The organism is Alteromonas sp. AWJ4_199 (assembly GCF_056159165.1).
On sequence record NZ_JBSWUR010000001.1, the window covers coordinates 833428 to 849193 of the forward strand.

A 15766-nucleotide genomic window follows, 5' to 3' on the forward strand; every position below is an offset into this window, starting at 1 on the left:
GTTCATCTTTTTTTGATTTTATTTCTTTTTAATTTTCTAACAACGGTTGAATAACTTTATCAATCGCCTCGCGAGCCCTAAAAATACGGGATCTCACCGTACCAACAGGACACGACATTACGTTCGCGATTTCTTCGTAGCTCAACCCTTCAATTTCACGCAGCGTAATTGCCATGCGTAAATCGTCCGGCAGCTTTTCAACTACCTTAAACAGGGTTTCTTCAATTTCCTCAGATAACAGGCTCCGCTCTGGTGTTGATTGCTCTTTTAAAGCATCGCTACCTTCGTAAAAGTCAGCTTCGTCGGCGTCAACATCGCTTGCAGGCGGCTTACGCCCCTGAGATACAAGATAGTTCTTGGCGCTGTTTACCGCAATCCGATAAAGCCAAGTATAAAATGCACTGTCGCCACGAAAATTAGGCAAGGCACGGTATGCTTTAATGAACGCTTCTTGCGTTACATCAGCAACGTCACCGGTATTTTTCACATAGCGAGAAACAAGATGCATCACTTTATGTTGATAACGAGTTACCAATAAGTTGAACGCATTTTTATCGCCACGCTGTACTTTTTCGACCAGTTGTTGGTCGGTTATCTGCTCGCTCATTCGAGCCATTACTCCCTACTTCAACTACACCATAGCTCTAACAAGCATGTGTGTAGACGCGTTCTTTTTACAAAAGTTCTGTATAAGCATTAAATATTTTAAAAAATGCTTAAGTCAGGGGGCAAGAATGATTGTGTTTTGCTACTCATCCTTTAGACTTGCCAAACCTTTGCTCGTTTGAATTGATATAAAAATACATGAAATCTGTATCGTCTTCACTAACTTCCACATCAAATGCAATAGAACATCGTTGTGACGTATTGATTATTGGGAGTGGCGCAGCAGGATTGAGCTTAGCGCTTAAGCTTGCCGACCATTGTCAGGTTATTGTACTTAGTAAAAGTGACCGCAATGAAGGCTCCACCCGCTATGCACAAGGTGGTATTGCAGCCGTATTCGATGAACAAGACTCTATAGACGCACACGTAAAAGATACGCTTGCCGCAGGCGCAGGGCTATGCGAAGAGCCTGCTGTGAGATTTACCGCAGAACGCGCAAAGGCTTCTCTTGAGTGGCTTATCGGCTACGGTGTGCCATTTGATACAGAGAAAAGTGAATCCGGTGAGGAACGCTTTCACCTTACCCGCGAAGGTGGGCACAGCCACCGCCGAATTCTTCATGCCGCTGACGCCACAGGTGAAGCACTTCAGATTACGTTAAATGACGCGGTATCGACTCACCCAAACATTCACGTTTTTGAGCGATATAACGCCATCGATCTCATTCCTTCAAAGGAAGAAAAGAACAGCGTGGTGGGTGCTTATGTTTGGAATAGACAACAAGAGCACGTTGAAGTAATTCGCGCCCCTTTCGTTGCGCTAGCGACCGGCGGTGGCAGTAAGGTATATCAGTATACATCGAACCCCGATGTGTCTAGCGGTGACGGCATTGCCATGGCATGGCGAGCGGGTTGTCGCGTGGCCAATATGGAATTCAATCAATTTCATCCGACTTGCTTATTCCATCCACAGGCACGCAACTTCTTGATTACAGAAGCACTGCGCGGCGAAGGCGCAAACCTCTGCCACGCCGACGGTACCCGCTTTATGCACAAGTTTGATGAGCGTGGCGATCTTGCGCCGCGCGACGTAGTCGCTCGCGCTATTGACTATGAAATGAAGCGATTAGGCGCTGACTGTATGTATTTAGATATTAGTCACAAGCCTGCTGATTTTATCGTTAAGCACTTCCCTAATATTTATCGTAAGTGCCGCTCTCTTGGTATCGATATTACCCGTGAACCTATTCCAGTAGTACCTGCTGCACATTATAGCTGTGGCGGGGTAATGACCGACTTCAATGCCAAAACCGATTTAAATAATGTGTACGCAATTGGTGAAGTTGCCTATACAGGTCTACACGGCGCTAATCGCATGGCGTCTAACTCTTTACTTGAATGTGTAGTGTTCGCCAGTGCCGCTGCAGACGATATAATTAAAAACCTTAACAAGGCAGACTGTGAAGAGGCTATTGCGCCGTGGGATGAAAGCCAAGTATCAAACTCAGACGAAGAAGTTATTATTCAGCATAACTGGCACGAACTTAGACTATTTATGTGGGATTACGTAGGTATTGTACGCACTGATAAGCGCCTTGAACGAGCAATGCGCCGTATTAAACTTTTAGAGCAAGAAATTACTGAGTACTACTCACACTTCAGAGTAAGCAATAACCTACTAGAGCTTAGAAACTTAGTAACTGTTGCTGAGTTAATCGTAAGATGTGCAATGGAGCGAAAGGAAAGCAGAGGCCTACATTTCAATCTGGACCACCCTGAACAATTAGATAATCCGGTTCCCACGATTCTTACTCCAAGAAAGCAATTGTCGGGCTCTGACGTAGGTTTATTAATTACTCAAGACAGCTTTTCTGGCGCCGACTAGCATATAGCGATACACGCTTGCTAGTGTAGGGTTATTTAGGGCTTACGTTTAAATTAAAAACGCCACCCAAAGCGAATAGATGCTGCAAGAATGCAGTACTTGCATACAAACAGTGCTATTGAAAAACGCCCCAAAAAAAGAGAGCATATTTGTATGCTCTCTCATTCACTCTTTCTGATGCCTTTTCTTAAACCTGGATTTGATATTCAGTTCAGGGCTATCACCCTTTTAGAGTTTTTCTTGATTAAACGCCACGCTCGCTGATAAATGTACAAGGCTATCGTCACTATCGGTTACGTCTAACAGCGCACTAGTATCCGTTTTACAGTGTTGTTGAATATGAATGTTATTAGGCAAGAAGACAGGCTTTTTAAAGCGACAATTTACTTCTTTCACGGTGATGGATTGACTGTCCTCTTGGTGACTTACAAACGCTGACACTGCACGAGATAAGGTCCACATCCCATGAGCTATGGGCTGTTTGAAGCCAAAGGCTTTGGCAGATATGGCAGACAAGTGAATAGGGTTGTAGTCGCCCGAAAGCTTAGCGTAGCGTCGCCCTGTATTTGCCGATGCATTAATTTCAGCAATTAATCCTCTATCTTCTAGGTTACATTCGTCGTTTAGGTCGGTTTTTGGGCCAAGTGGCGCTACATGAACGGCTTTAACTTTCACCAAATAGCTACTTATGGCCCGATAGACCAGATTCCCCGACTGAAGTGCTTCTAACATAACATCCACTTCCCACCCGCGGCTATGGGGTCTCACGTCGTGAAAACGCACACGACATTCAAATGGCTCGCTTAAATCACAATGCTCTAGCACAAACACTTTGTTCGCAGCATGAATAAGACCTAGTAAAGGAAATGGGCTTTGTTTGTCTAGCAAGCATTGCATCTGTAACGGTAACGAAAGCATCTGCAAATAAAGAGGATGAGCATGCTCATTCGCCGGCCAATCGACCTCTTGACAAAAAGAAGCATAGTGCACGTTATCGACATTGAGCGTTTTTGTGTATATGCGCTGCGGCAACGTAGGCGGCTTAAACTGCATAAGTTGCCTAGCGTCAACGCGTTTGAATAACGCTTTAGTATACTCACGAAACATCTGTTAAATTCCTTTAAGGCGTCGCTTTTCTTGCGAAAATAATGGCTCTTGCCAACCTGCGGTAGTCTGCCTCACAGCACTCACCTTTTAAGACCCACGTCAAATGGTTATGACCTTTTTCAAACCAATGCCGTTTATGACACAACACGTTAATGCACATTCCCCAAGTAAATAACTGGGAAGACTGATGAATCTTCATCGATGTGCCATCGGATAAAGCATCGGCTAACACACTGGGCATGGTCGTGCTTCTTGGTTCCAAAGGGAGCGTACTATCGTCAATAGCGCGAACAATACCATCGCTGGTCAAAGAGAGTGCATATTGAGTAGTAGAAGTATTGTTACTAAACGCATCATAAAGACGCCAGACTATCATTAACGTAGCCACGGCAACTATGCACACTAATTCTGCGGTGAAGCTCAGCCAAGACCATAGGTATTGAGGAAGACTGCATAGTGCCGCCATAAGGCAAACGGCCACGCATAATTCCCCAAATACTTTTCTAAATCTATTATGCTTTATGCTAACTCTATACTTTGACACGGTTAACAATAGTCGCCACCATGGCGGCTAATTCAGGGTCTTCGCACTTTTGATGCCCCATTATCCAAGCAAACAAATCCGGGTCATCACTAGTAAGTAAACGTTCAAATGTTTCTTGGTCTTCGTAACTTAGTGAGTCAAAGGCTTCTTCTACAAAAGGAAGCAATAGTACATCTAACTCTAGCATGCCTCTGCGGCACGCCCACTTTAATCGGGCTAGTCTTTTGGGTTCAAACATATGTCTTTTATACCGTTTTTTATTCGCCATCAATAATACCATGTCCTACGGCTGGGGATCACTGCTCTTTTGGTCGGATAGACAAACTAAATAGAACTTAATCTGTACACATTAGTGCGTATTACCCTTGAATATTGCTGGTTTTACCATACCTTGAGTACATACAGCGAACTTTACAGTGGTGAATATGACATCTATCGCAGCATTACAAAATCTTCCTCAAGAATTTATGGTCAAGCTTTCGAACACCATGATAATTTCTTTGGAAGGAGAACAGGCCGACAGTTACCTTCAGGGGCAAATTACGGTCAACATTAATAAGCTAGACGAAAACACTGCCAGGCATTTTGCGCATTGTGACAACAAAGGCAAGACGTGGTCTACGGGGTACGTGACCCGACACTTAAGCAAGTTATTGATGCTGACAAATGATGATGCGGGCAGCCATTCGTTAGCCCAGCTAAATAAGTATGGCGTGTTTTCTAAGGTCGATATCGTTGACGACTCGCAGGCTTACAGCACTTACTTCATTTCACTCGATGCTGCAAAGTCTGATGAGGTAAACGCCCTATTAGGACAACTGTTTTCAAGCGATGAAGTCGCACAACTTGTTGAGGGCGATACCGCAGATAAAGTTATGCTGCCGAAAATAGAAAGCGAGCATGGCGTGGCATTTGTCGCCAACACTACTCGCAAAGGCATTGTTGTTCTTTTAGATGAAACCGGCACAAAGCAATTAAACACGTTAATTGAGACAAAAACTGTAGCTTGTTATTCCCACGTTGTGTTTGACGCCATTCAGATTGAAAGCGTGCACGCCTTAGTACAGGGTGAAGCGGTAGCGGAATACGTGCCACAAATGATTAATGTGCAGGCGCTTAACGGTATCGACTTCGATAAAGGCTGTTACATGGGGCAAGAAGTGGTTGCGCGAACACGATTTTTGGGTAAAAACAAACGTGCTGCCTACAGCTTTAATCTTGAAGAACAAGTAGATATCAAACCTGGTGACAGTCTTGAAAAGCAATTAGGCGAAAATTGGCGTATAGCGGGTAAAGTACTGAATGTTGCGTCGCTCGATAACGAAACCTGGTTTATTGCCGTGTTAAATAACGACACTACCACCGAAGATTTACACAGACTGGCTGATAACCACGCCATTACCTGTTACCCTAATAGCTTGCCGTACAGTATTGAGCAACAAGCAAGCAATATTGTGAAAAAACGTCGATAAGCAGTTTACTGCTGCATTAAATTTATTGCCCTTTTTTTATCATAGGGCCAAGATAGGATTTGTTATGACAATTACTTCTGACAGCGTTGTAACGCTACACTACACCGTATCTACCGAAGACGGCACAACGCTAGACTCTTCAGAAGGTAAATCGCCGCTAGTTGTACTTTTAGGCCGTCGATTCTTAATTGAAGGATTAGAAGATGCACTTATTGGTAAATCAAAAGATGACAGCTTCAACGTTTCAGTAACCCCTGAAAAAGCTTACGGTGAACGTGCTGACGAACTTGTACAAACTGTACCACGCTCAATGTTTGACGGTATGGATGTTGAAGTTGGTATGTCTTTCCGCGCAACTACACCCCAAGGTGAGCAATCGGTAATTATTATTGAAACAACTGACGAAGAGGTTGTTGTTGACGGTAACCACCCGCTAGCAGGTATTCCGTTGACGTTCGATGTAACGGTTGTAGACGTGCGCGAAGCTACGCAAGAAGAGCTTGAGCACGGTCATGTGCACAGCGAAGGCGGTTGTGGTCACGACCACTAAGCCACTTCCCCTTTATTTTTCAATTAATATTGAATCTGTATAAAAAAGGAGCCAGCGGCTCCTTTTTCATTTGTGAAGTAATTAACCAAATCGTTAAATTGCGTCTTCGTTTTGCTCACCAGTACGGATACGTACTGCACTTTCGACGCTGTAAACAAAGATCTTACCGTCGCCGATTTTACCTGTTTTAGCCGATGACTGAATGGCTTCTACCGCTTGTTCAACGCGGTCATCATCTAGCACAAGCTCAATTTTGATTTTAGGTAGGAAGTCAACTTGGTATTCAGCACCACGATAAAGCTCAGTATGGCCTTTTTGGCGGCCAAATCCCTTCACTTCAGATACTGTCATCCCTGCGATACCGACTTCAGCTAGCGCTTCCCTAACATCGTCCATTTTGAACGGTTTAATGATAGCTTCAATTTTTTTCATGACTACAACTCATCGTAAATTGTTGGAATTGGTACACGTTTGTGTTGCGTACGCTCATAAATATAGAGCAATTTCTCTTCCACTTCTGCAGAAACAGGCTTGCCTTCCAAAAAGTCATCGATTTGGTCGTAAGACATGCCTAGCGCTTGCTCGTCAGCTTTTTGTGGCGACAGGCTTTCTAAATCAGCGGTTGGGGCTTTGGTGATTACATTGTGCGGTGCACCTAAATGGGCTGCCACTGCACGGACTTGGCGCTTGCTTAGACCAAATAAAGGCGCTAAATCGCACGCTCCGTCACCGTACTTAGTATAAAACCCTGTAATATTTTCAGCCGAATGGTCTGTACCTAGAACAAGTCCATCAACCATTCCCGCAATTTCATACTGAATAACCATACGGGTACGCGCTTTGACATTGCCTTTGACAAAGTCCTGCTTCGCATCACTTTCTGGAAGAAGGTTGGCGTTAGCGAGGGCTTGTGAAGTTGAGGCATGAATTGCGTCTGCGCCTGGCTTAACATTCACTGCAAGAGAATGAGAGGGCTGAATAAACTCGATAGATTTCTGTGCATCTTCTTCATCAGCTTGCGTATCATACGGCAAGCGTACGGCTATAAACTGGTAGTTTTCGTGATGTTCATCGTTTAACTCATTCACAGCCAATTGAGCTAAACGCCCCAACGTACATGAATCAATTCCCCCACTAATACCCAGCACCAGTGAATTCAAACCAGAGGTAAGCAACTGCTTTTTGATAAACGATACTCGACGTGCAACTTCATATTCCACATCGATTTCAGGCAGCACTTTCATTTCATCAATAACTGCTTGTTTTTGCATTGTAATATCCACGTATTGTTGAGGAGTTCGATTAGTTAATAGTACGATAATCTGAGCTCAGATGTTAGTACTATCCTGCCTTATTACTTTTCTATATCGCGATTCTTGATGGCACAAATCGCACTTAGGCTATAGCTGTTATGTATGTTCAGTAATGCTTATTCACGCAATGAGATACGATCATAAGCTATCTTTTAGTTTAACGTAAAAAGATAACCATTGATGCATCTTCGCCCACCATGTAAATTACAAGAATGACAGGAAGTTAAACGCGAATACTGAACGAGCCTCACCAAAGATGAGGAATTCGCACATATAAAAGAGATTTAAGCAAATAATGCGCAAAAATAGACTTAACAAGAAATCAAACTATATCAATAATCAGCGAGGCTTCACCCTTCTAGAGCTACTTGTAGCTGTGGCCATAGTCGCAATCTTAGTGACAGCCGTTGGGCCTAGCATTCAAAGTATTATCATCAAAAATAGAATCACTGCTGACATAAACAGTTTAAGTGCTGTAGCTCAACGTGCACGCTTTACTGCAGTGGATGAGCAAACTGAGGTTATCCTTTGCCCCACGGCTGACTATGAAGGCTGTGAAACTGACTGGTCAAATGCCAAAATGGCATTTATAGATAGAAATATAAATGGTTCCCGAGACAGTGACGAAACCATACTTTTTACCAGCGACCCTATAAATAGCGCCAACCTCATATATGGTATTTCGGGGAGTGTAGCTTTTGACGAGCAAGGCGCTATCGACACCGCAGCGACCATAACAATTTGTCCTAAAGACAATGATTCTACTTATGCATCAGCAGTCATACTTTCTCTATACGGCAGAATTTCTGTCGCAGTTGATGGCGATGGGGACGGAACAAAGGAAGATCTATCAGGTTCAGCGCTCTCTTGTAGTTAAGACAATGTGCTACCAGCATTGCTCTGGCCAGCGCTTGCCTTCGCTAATGCTAAGTGTTCTACACACACTTCCCTCTTTCATAAACATTAAATAAATTGTAAATTTATAGTCTTCAGAGGTTAAGTAATCCTGCTTAACCTCAGTTTTATATAGTTCCAGTGCTGGCATATCTGTGAGTGGAAGATAGCTCCCTTTTCGTAACCACTGCCTTGATTGTATAGACTGCAGTTTGAGAAGGTAGCTTTTAGCACTCACCTTTGAAGAAAGTTGAACTATCGATCGATATCCCGTCGTTGCTATATTCGATAATATTGCCACTAACGCAAGTGCAATTAATAATTCTATCAGTGTAACCCCATTTGAGGCACTAACGCGCCCAATTTTCATATTTAAAATCCCTTCCATCGTACAGCTTCCCTGTGATGACTTTGTCGGTAGATTTACAGTACCAACTAAACGATTACTTAATAACCGGACAAAAGCATGGTTTTAAAAGATTACAAATATAATTGCAGGCATATGTGTTGCCTTACCAATGGCTATACCATTCTAGAGGTCATGCTGGTTACAGCTGTACTAAGTATTGTCATTTTGTCTGCTGCACCTTCTTTTAAAGTTTGGAACGAACGAACTCAGTTTAAGCAAGCCCTACTGGAAGTAGCCGAGCTTACTAAGAACGCACGCATCAATGCACTTATTCATAAAACTCCGTTTCACGTTAGCGCAATGGGTGATAGCAACAACTGCATTTCAGTGAGTAGCCTGCCAAGCTGCCGATGCAATGACACGACTAGCTGCGTTGGCGATACCGATTTTACAGTACTGAAATTGGATTCACGCCAAGTGACACTCACAACTTCGAGTAAAAAGGAAAAGAATACAACGTTCACGCCCTTAGGCACATTAGATTTCGGTGGCGCCGCTACTCTATTCATTTCATCAGAGCATTACACCGGAAAAACCGTGATAAGCACTTTAGGTCGCGTAAGAACATGTTCTGACCATCATATCAGTGGGGTAGCACCGTGCTGAGAAGTAAAAGCCGAGGAAAACAATTTACATCAAAGACAAATACGGGGTTTACTCTCATTGAATTAATGATAGCGAGCTTACTTTCTGTGTTGTTAGTGTCTCTTGCTATATCACTTTCATCTCGCCTACATACGAGTAATGCTCAATTACAAATTTCCAGTATGGTTGAAGATGATATGAGAGCTATTCAAAGTGTGTTAACACAAACAATTTCAAAAGCAAATTACACTGCCCTCACATCAGTTGATTTAACTGGCAAACTGTCATCACCTGTCGATACGATTAATCTCTCAGCATATCCCAAAGAAATGCATAACAGCTGTATCACGTTCGGCTACGATAAAAATCATGACGGAACTATTAATGCTGAAGACAAAGAGTTCCTAGGCTACCGACTTAGAGACAATGCCATAGAATACCGCGTTGAAGCAAAAGCGTGCTCTGAGCCAGGCTGGTTTGACTTAACTGACGTGAAAACCATGAGCATAAACCATTTATCCTTCTCTAGAGTTAAATCAACAAGTTGGGGAACATTATTGCGGGTAGAAATTATCGCAACGCCAAAAACACTTGCTGGCACAGAAATTACACGTACTTTCTCTGTAGGAGTACCCAATGCAATATAAGACAATACATGAACATCACGCAGGAGCTTTTCAATACGGAGGAATAGCGCTAGCCGTGGTATGCATACTCCTCTTAACCTCAACGCTTGTCGTTGTCGGTAGTGCAAAAAGTGTTGACCAATTTTACCAAATTGAAAAATTTAACAGGAGGGAGCAAGAGCTTAGACTAGAAGTAAAAAAGAAAATGAAAGACGTTGTCGAATCTCTTCGCACGCTTGGTCCGGAAGAAACAGAAAAGAGATTTTCTACAGTTGATGAGACTTTGACAATAAATCAGACTGCATTAACAGGTGACAAGAACCAGCAAGTCACTCTATTCGATATAACGCTAAGAAAAGGTAAACTAAACTTTTCCGTGTTAACAGTACGCTACCCCGCACTACTTCAGCGGTTAAGCGATCACCAAATAAACCAAGCTTCCGCAGACACAAGCCAAACTCTTTTTAATAGAAAATGGTTTGAAATTTCGCCAAACTATTTTGCTGATATATCTGTTCGCACAGATTGTAGTGACCTTCCTATATCAACTGTGTACTGGATAAATGGTGATTGCGCTATTGAGAAACATGCTGTTTCACACGGGAGTGCAAGCTCTCCCATTTTGCTTATTGTCAAAAATGGGGATTTTAGGTTGCGCTCAGATGCTAAATTTTACGGCTTGATTCTGGTTATCAACAATGGCGAAACACATGAATTTCGCATTGATAACGCGGCCACCCTCAAAGGTGCTTATACGTCTCTCGATACTTTAACTGAACGAATAGACGGCGATTTGCTTTACAGTGAAGAGATACTTTTGAGTCTGCAACACCACCCGAACTTAGCAAAGACTATAGTAGTACCAAGCTCCTGGATACAACAATAGAGGTGTAAATGAAGACGCTTAAGGCAATAAGAAGAATGCAAAAAGTAGCTGGAATTGCAAGCATCGGCCAACGAGGAAGCTCTTTTTTTGAGGTGCTCACAATACTGTTTATTCTAAGCATTTCTAGTACATTTCTGCTAGACAGTTATATTCAAAGCACCTTACTATGGCAGGCGATTATTGAGAGTAAATCTGACCACAATAAAAGACTAACTAAAGAAGAGGCCCACTTACTCGATATGAAATATGAGCAAGTATGGGCCGATCTTCAGCATCTAGGTGAATTAACGCCGTTGTAGCGAAGTTTTAGCAAGACCAGCAGTACTCGTCTGAACCTGGAGCACCACCACTGTTGTTTTTATCCCACGCCTTACGGCCATCACTAAAATAAAACAATGTTCCATCTCCAGCTTGTGAGCTTCCGCTCACAGGTACAGCTCTTATCTCGTAAGCACCTGCGGTTGCTGCAGAAATTTCTAAATTATAGCGTTTATTTGCCGCAGGTTCAGAAGAAGGAGAGTAAGTGGCAAATATCGCTGGCTCTCCTGTGTCTGAACCGCCGCTTGCAGCCCCTTTGTAACTAAAGGTGCCGCTATTGTGACGCTCCATGGCAGACGCAAGGGCAAGCAAGTCTGCCTGCGCCGTTCCTCTATAACCATCTACGACAACGCCTTTGTATGACGGGTAACCAATAGCAATTATAATACCCACCACTGCAACGGCTATCATAAGCTCTATAAGGGTAAAACCTTGGTGGCGTCTACTTCGCATTATTACTCTCGCTCCGTACTAGAATTCCAACTTCCGCGTTTAATACGCTCGAACCGACCAAATATATTTTCAGCAAGACAAGCAAACTGCCCTACGCACGCACTTGGCGGCGTAGTGCCCGGAGGCGCGTCAGGATCAGGCTCTTCAGTGTCAGTAATAACTGCAGATGCACACTCCGTTCCCAGACAAACCACGGGGTTAGTAATATCTTGAATTAGAATACGGGCATCGGGTGCAATACCAGTTTGACTAAGTTCAGCCGATCTATCGTTGGCGTCTACAACATTATTTCTGTTGATATCAGCAACAGCATTGCCGTTGAACATGCTCACTAAATACGCCTTGCTATTACCAGTGGGCGGAGCACAGGCACTCTCACTACTGACCGCCGGCACATAACTGGTGAAAAACACTTTGTAGTCGATTATCAACGGAGAACCAAGTATTTTTTCACCGCCGGTAGACATATTAATGAACCAACCGTCTTTAGTGGCAAACTCTGCCGCAGCCAATTCTCGCTCACTGCTGTCATCACTCGTAAGCGCATGATTAGTGGCGTTGAAAAGGTCACTTTCTGTGATGGTTGCTGATGGAAATGTAAATTTGCCGTCGCTGTCACGCTTAAAGACCCCTTCATCTTTTACCATGTAGAAGTTGTCGTTCACTAAGGTGTCCAACGGCGAAGCACGCCAGCCACTTCCAATCGCCACCGCATAGTAGAGTTCGTCGGCTAACGCTATCTCAGTTACATCGGGAGCATAATAAAAACGACGGTTAGTTTCAGCCGTATCGCCATTAAAGTCAGCAATTAACTGCCCTTCAACTAGGTTTGCAACTGACTCACCGTTGTATATATCTAACCTAAATAACTGCCCGCCCGTGTCGGTCACGTACATATGGTCAGCGTAACCATTATTATCTCTATCGATAACGGAAATTCTGGCAGGAATGCTATATTTCATCTCAGTAAGATTCAAATTAGCATCAGTGTCACTGGCCTTCCACAAAAGGCTACCTGTGTCTGCATCAAACATAAATACAGCATTTCCGACAGCGTCTGAACCTCTTACCGCTCTGCCATCTTGATCTTCGTCGTACCCTCCACCAATAATCATGACGTTTTTATCAGTAGCCCCAATTCTTACTTTAGTAAATATGGGGCGAGACCAACTTTGACCAAGCTTTTCTAAGCCTGTAGTGCCACCTTCAATCGTGAATTTAAGCGAAGGGGATGTTTTGTTTGTAATATCAAAGACGTAATAATTACGACCACCTCGACGCATTCCCACATAAAGATACTTATTTGTGCCGTCTGTTCTCAACACAAGATCGCCATCTAGTCCGTAAGTATGGTCGCGCGTTGAAATGTTGTCATAAAAATCGCCAATATTAGACAATAAGGATTTAGGCATAACGCCGTAAAGCTCTTCACCCGTCTCGCTGTCAAATGCGTGCAGCATACCGTGGTTGGTTGCAATAAAGATCACCGACTCTGTACCGTAATCAACGATGATTGGTTGCGAATGTATAGGGTCGCCCATCTGTAGCCTTACGTCCGTGTTGTCACCGTCCCCGTCACTGTCTTTGACATCCACGCCTCGAGCCCATTTCAGATAAGCTTCTCTAAGTGCAACAGCATCGGTAATACTATCAATGCCTAAATCTACTGGCGTAATCAACACATTGTCTTCATGAATAGCATTTGCAGTGGTCTTAATGGCACCTGGACCATCAAAGAAATAAACGTTGCGAGTAACACTCATCTTGCTCGCCGCGCCGCCCATGGCAACATCATTACCATCTTCTAGTGTTGACCAATAACTGTGGGAACCTTCATCGAAGTAGCCTGTATCGCTATCAACAGCAACATCATCATTTTTATCTACAATAGCTTGACCGTCCAATCTATAGCGCTTCAAATTTCCTGGCCATAGGGCTCCTTCGCTTGGTTTGAATAACGCAAAATAAAGTTCATCGTTGTGAGTCAATCGGTTTAACTGATTGACTGCAACACCAGGCGCAACAAAGGTAGTATTGACCTTCTTAACTGAACTTAGGATTGAATTAAACGCCTCTAAAAGTTGGGTACTATCATCTGCTGGGTGAAAACCACCACCGCTTTGAGTAGCAAGCTTTGTTAAATAAGAATCTGCACTACTGCTTGAAGCAAAACCAATAGTGTGTGTAATAACTTTAGGTCCAATAACCGACGTATCGGTACTGCTTATGTTTCGAACTAAATCTACTCCACAGCGCTCTCCCCCTGTGAAACCACTGGTCTCACAAGATGTACCTAATAAACTCTCGATTTCATCGACACTGTGGTTGTTGTTTGCTACCCCGTCTGACAATAATACAATGTGGTTGTTTACTTGACACTGAAGGTCAGTAACAGGTGAAACATACCGCGCACCACTTGGAATGTACTCATCTTCACAGGCTTCGCTAGATAAATTATCGGCCGAACAGCCAGAAGGGAGTACAGAATCTAAGCCCACATAAGAGTCGCGATGGCTGACACGCGTAGGTTGTCTTACGTTGCTGGGTACCCAGCTACTTCCGCGCTGCAACCCATAGTAAACCGGTAGTCCACCGTAGTAACTTGCTGCTTCATATAAGGTGTCAACTATAGGCGTCCAACCATTAGCGGAAAGCTCATCTACTTTGCTCTTTATATGCTGTCTTACGGTAGAAGATGCGCCTGGTATTGCGTCACCACGAAACTTTACAATAAGCTTTGCTGAACTACTTGCATCCCCTTCATATGACTCTACCCCACGTTGTCCTGAGAAGCTGTCGAACACGAAAGCGATGTTGTTACCCGCGTCCCAGCCAGGTTTATCTACTATTGTTTTCACCAACGACGATATATCGGGTGTACGATAGGAAAGTTCATTCGTGAATGCTGGCATAGACCAAGTTATCGAGCCTGTTTTAGGAAGGTCTCTTAGGTTATCCTCATCACTACTTCTATAGTGAAGTGAACGAGCGTCATCTTCATTAACCACACGAATACGCGTACTGGCTGTCCCAGACCATCCCCCGCGAGCCGTGAACTCAATATATGCCTCTTCTATCTCAGCGCCTTGCGCTATCTTGATGTCGTTGAAACGAACGCCAATATAGTTATTTCTATCAGAAGAAAAATCTAACCTTTTACCAGTATTGCCTTCACCATCGTCATCTTCTTCATAGTTTTCGTCTTGACTAGTTACCTGATAGATGTAATCGCCGAACATACAGCCTGTTGCGGTAGATTCATCGTACTCTACCACTAGCTGCGGTGCTCCTAACCCCGCATCAAATGCCCAAGCTTCACGGCTTGCAGCTGCACTCGAACCCACACCCTCAATAAGTATGTTTAGTTTGCTTCCGCCACACCAATCAGCCTGATCAACAACCTCTTGAATGACGGATGAAATATCAGGTGAAAGTACTAGTTCACCATACTCAGGAAATGTATTATCACCGGCCCATTCGACTTGAGATGACGTTTTTGTTCTTGAACTTAAATTGCTTGAGCTATCAGTAAAGGCCGCTGACGAAGCATCCGCTTCGGCAGATATCGTTAGTGTAGTGGATGAAATATCAAATTCTTCAGATGTAAAACGCAATTTTGCACTGGTTATTACGGCGCCTTGCGGAATAGGTACATCAGAGAAACGTAAACCAGTGGTAACGGTGTCGATGCCGTCGCTGAGCAATAGCGTATTAGAATCTAGCGATACCGAGCCTCCCACTTCGTAGGCATCGTCATCTCCGCCTGTGATAGTTGCGACCAAAGCTGCATTGATAGGGCTGTCAATATCACGAATGGGAAAAAGCACAGGCCCCCCATCGTCAGAAAAACGCATTAAGCCAGCATTAATATTCGTGGCTCCGTCTAATGCTTCTTTTAATGCCTCTTGAACCCTTAACAACCTTGATTTGCCGGTTCCATCCGTACTTCCCATACTGCCTGATGTGTCCATGATGAACAAAACATTCGGTTTATAGGTAACCGTGCTACTTGAACTTCCCAAATAAATATCTAGATCATCGCCAACAGCTGAAAATCCTATGCAGCTGAATACCGTTATTGATGCAAGGTAACTTGTTAATTTTTTCACTTTTCTTTAC

17 protein-coding genes are annotated in these 15766 nt (G+C 43.6%); 8 read left to right on the forward strand and 9 right to left on the reverse strand.

Going from position 1 to position 15766, the window contains the following annotated elements:
• Positions 1-28: 28 nt before the first annotated feature.
• Positions 29-607: an RNA polymerase sigma factor RpoE gene (gene rpoE, locus ACXAER_RS03670; protein WP_012518957.1), complete on the reverse strand. Its 579-nt coding sequence runs from the start codon at positions 605-607 to the stop codon at positions 29-31.
• 197 nt (positions 608-804) lie between these two features.
• Here rpoE and nadB point away from each other — a divergent pair, with 197 nt between their 5' ends.
• The gene (nadB, locus tag ACXAER_RS03675; protein ID WP_474826665.1) at positions 805-2490 is read left to right on the forward strand and encodes an L-aspartate oxidase; all 1686 of its coding nucleotides are present in this window, start codon (positions 805-807) and stop codon (positions 2488-2490) included.
• A 228-nt stretch (positions 2491-2718) separates the two neighbouring features.
• Here nadB and ACXAER_RS03680 read toward each other — a convergent pair whose 3' ends face one another.
• The 3 genes from ACXAER_RS03680 to ACXAER_RS03690 are packed head-to-tail and all read right to left on the reverse strand — an operon-like array spanning position 2719 to position 4379.
• The gene (locus tag ACXAER_RS03680) at positions 2719-3597 is read right to left on the reverse strand and encodes a MaoC family dehydratase (protein WP_474826667.1); all 879 of its coding nucleotides are present in this window, start codon (positions 3595-3597) and stop codon (positions 2719-2721) included.
• A gap of 13 nt (positions 3598-3610) precedes the next feature.
• The gene (locus tag ACXAER_RS03685; RefSeq protein ID WP_474826669.1) at positions 3611-4078 is read right to left on the reverse strand and encodes a hypothetical protein; all 468 of its coding nucleotides are present in this window, start codon (positions 4076-4078) and stop codon (positions 3611-3613) included.
• A 49-nt stretch (positions 4079-4127) separates the two neighbouring features.
• Positions 4128-4379: an FAD assembly factor SdhE gene (locus tag ACXAER_RS03690; protein ID WP_014950112.1), complete on the reverse strand. Its 252-nt coding sequence runs from the start codon at positions 4377-4379 to the stop codon at positions 4128-4130.
• 187 nt (positions 4380-4566) lie between these two features.
• On the opposite strand from ACXAER_RS03690, the gene ygfZ reads away from it, so the two are divergent.
• Entirely contained in the window at positions 4567-5613 is a 1047-nt protein-coding gene (gene ygfZ, locus ACXAER_RS03695) for a CAF17-like 4Fe-4S cluster assembly/insertion protein YgfZ (protein WP_474826671.1), read from the forward strand.
• A gap of 64 nt (positions 5614-5677) precedes the next feature.
• Entirely contained in the window at positions 5678-6163 is a 486-nt protein-coding gene (locus ACXAER_RS03700) for an FKBP-type peptidyl-prolyl cis-trans isomerase (RefSeq protein WP_474826673.1), read from the forward strand.
• A 93-nt stretch (positions 6164-6256) separates the two neighbouring features.
• Here the strand turns inward: ACXAER_RS03700 and ACXAER_RS03705 are convergent, their stop codons facing one another.
• Both ACXAER_RS03705 and nadE read right to left on the reverse strand, forming a co-directional pair.
• Entirely contained in the window at positions 6257-6595 is a 339-nt protein-coding gene (locus ACXAER_RS03705) for a P-II family nitrogen regulator (RefSeq protein ID WP_012517511.1), read from the reverse strand.
• A 2-nt stretch (positions 6596-6597) separates the two neighbouring features.
• On the reverse strand, positions 6598-7434 hold the full coding sequence (nadE, locus tag ACXAER_RS03710) for an ammonia-dependent NAD(+) synthetase (protein ID WP_474826676.1): 837 nt from the start codon (positions 7432-7434) through the stop codon (positions 6598-6600).
• A gap of 337 nt (positions 7435-7771) precedes the next feature.
• Here nadE and ACXAER_RS03715 point away from each other — a divergent pair, with 337 nt between their 5' ends.
• Complete coding sequence (locus ACXAER_RS03715; protein ID WP_474826678.1) at positions 7772-8353, forward strand: GspH/FimT family pseudopilin; 582 nt, start codon at positions 7772-7774, stop codon at positions 8351-8353.
• A gap of 9 nt (positions 8354-8362) precedes the next feature.
• Here ACXAER_RS03715 and ACXAER_RS03720 read toward each other — a convergent pair whose 3' ends face one another.
• Entirely contained in the window at positions 8363-8758 is a 396-nt protein-coding gene (locus tag ACXAER_RS03720; protein ID WP_474826680.1) for a prepilin-type N-terminal cleavage/methylation domain-containing protein, read from the reverse strand.
• 114 nt (positions 8759-8872) lie between these two features.
• On the opposite strand from ACXAER_RS03720, the gene ACXAER_RS03725 reads away from it, so the two are divergent.
• Genes ACXAER_RS03725 through ACXAER_RS03740 form a run of 4 tightly spaced genes read left to right on the forward strand, consistent with a single transcriptional unit; the run spans position 8873 to position 11175 of the window.
• On the forward strand, positions 8873-9385 hold the full coding sequence (locus ACXAER_RS03725) for a pilus assembly FimT family protein (protein WP_474826682.1): 513 nt from the start codon (positions 8873-8875) through the stop codon (positions 9383-9385).
• The gene (locus ACXAER_RS03730) at positions 9379-10011 is read left to right on the forward strand and encodes a prepilin-type N-terminal cleavage/methylation domain-containing protein (protein ID WP_474826684.1); all 633 of its coding nucleotides are present in this window, start codon (positions 9379-9381) and stop codon (positions 10009-10011) included. Before ACXAER_RS03725 ends, ACXAER_RS03730 begins: the two co-directional genes overlap by 7 nt.
• Positions 10001-10876, forward strand: a complete 876-nt coding sequence (locus ACXAER_RS03735) for a hypothetical protein (RefSeq protein ID WP_474826686.1) — start codon at positions 10001-10003, stop codon at positions 10874-10876. Before ACXAER_RS03730 ends, ACXAER_RS03735 begins: the two co-directional genes overlap by 11 nt.
• Positions 10877-10884: 8 nt before the next feature.
• Positions 10885-11175 (forward strand): hypothetical protein, encoded by a 291-nt coding sequence (locus ACXAER_RS03740; protein ID WP_474826688.1) that lies wholly within the window; start codon positions 10885-10887, stop codon positions 11173-11175.
• 7 nt (positions 11176-11182) lie between these two features.
• On the opposite strand, the gene ACXAER_RS03745 is transcribed toward ACXAER_RS03740, so the two are convergent.
• Together ACXAER_RS03745 and ACXAER_RS03750 are read right to left on the reverse strand one after the other, a co-directional pair.
• Positions 11183-11647 (reverse strand): type IV pilin protein, encoded by a 465-nt coding sequence (locus tag ACXAER_RS03745; protein ID WP_474826690.1) that lies wholly within the window; start codon positions 11645-11647, stop codon positions 11183-11185.
• A gap of 2 nt (positions 11648-11649) precedes the next feature.
• On the reverse strand, positions 11650-15756 hold the full coding sequence (locus ACXAER_RS03750; RefSeq protein WP_474826692.1) for a PilC/PilY family type IV pilus protein: 4107 nt from the start codon (positions 15754-15756) through the stop codon (positions 11650-11652).
• Between the last annotated feature and the right edge of the window lie 10 nt (positions 15757-15766).

Excerpts from the sequence above, each read along its gene's own strand:
- rpoE (WP_012518957.1), bottom strand. The coding sequence starts at position 607 with ATGAGCGAGCAGATAACCGACCAACAACTGGTCGAAAAAGTACAGCGT.
- nadB (WP_474826665.1), top strand. The coding sequence starts at position 805 with ATGAAATCTGTATCGTCTTCACTAACTTCCACATCAAATGCAATAGAA.
- ACXAER_RS03680 (WP_474826667.1), bottom strand. The coding sequence starts at position 3,597 with ATGTTTCGTGAGTATACTAAAGCGTTATTCAAACGCGTTGACGCTAGG.
- ACXAER_RS03690 (WP_014950112.1), bottom strand. The coding sequence starts at position 4,379 with ATGTTTGAACCCAAAAGACTAGCCCGATTAAAGTGGGCGTGCCGCAGA.
- ygfZ (WP_474826671.1), top strand. The coding sequence starts at position 4,567 with ATGACATCTATCGCAGCATTACAAAATCTTCCTCAAGAATTTATGGTC.
- ACXAER_RS03700 (WP_474826673.1), top strand. The coding sequence starts at position 5,678 with ATGACAATTACTTCTGACAGCGTTGTAACGCTACACTACACCGTATCT.
- ACXAER_RS03705 (WP_012517511.1), bottom strand. The coding sequence starts at position 6,595 with ATGAAAAAAATTGAAGCTATCATTAAACCGTTCAAAATGGACGATGTT.
- nadE (WP_474826676.1), bottom strand. The coding sequence starts at position 7,434 with ATGCAAAAACAAGCAGTTATTGATGAAATGAAAGTGCTGCCTGAAATC.
- ACXAER_RS03715 (WP_474826678.1), top strand. The coding sequence starts at position 7,772 with ATGCGCAAAAATAGACTTAACAAGAAATCAAACTATATCAATAATCAG.
- ACXAER_RS03720 (WP_474826680.1), bottom strand. The coding sequence starts at position 8,758 with ATGGAAGGGATTTTAAATATGAAAATTGGGCGCGTTAGTGCCTCAAAT.
- ACXAER_RS03725 (WP_474826682.1), top strand. The coding sequence starts at position 8,873 with ATGTGTTGCCTTACCAATGGCTATACCATTCTAGAGGTCATGCTGGTT.
- ACXAER_RS03735 (WP_474826686.1), top strand. The coding sequence starts at position 10,001 with ATGCAATATAAGACAATACATGAACATCACGCAGGAGCTTTTCAATAC.
- ACXAER_RS03740 (WP_474826688.1), top strand. The coding sequence starts at position 10,885 with ATGAAGACGCTTAAGGCAATAAGAAGAATGCAAAAAGTAGCTGGAATT.
- ACXAER_RS03745 (WP_474826690.1), bottom strand. The coding sequence starts at position 11,647 with ATGCGAAGTAGACGCCACCAAGGTTTTACCCTTATAGAGCTTATGATA.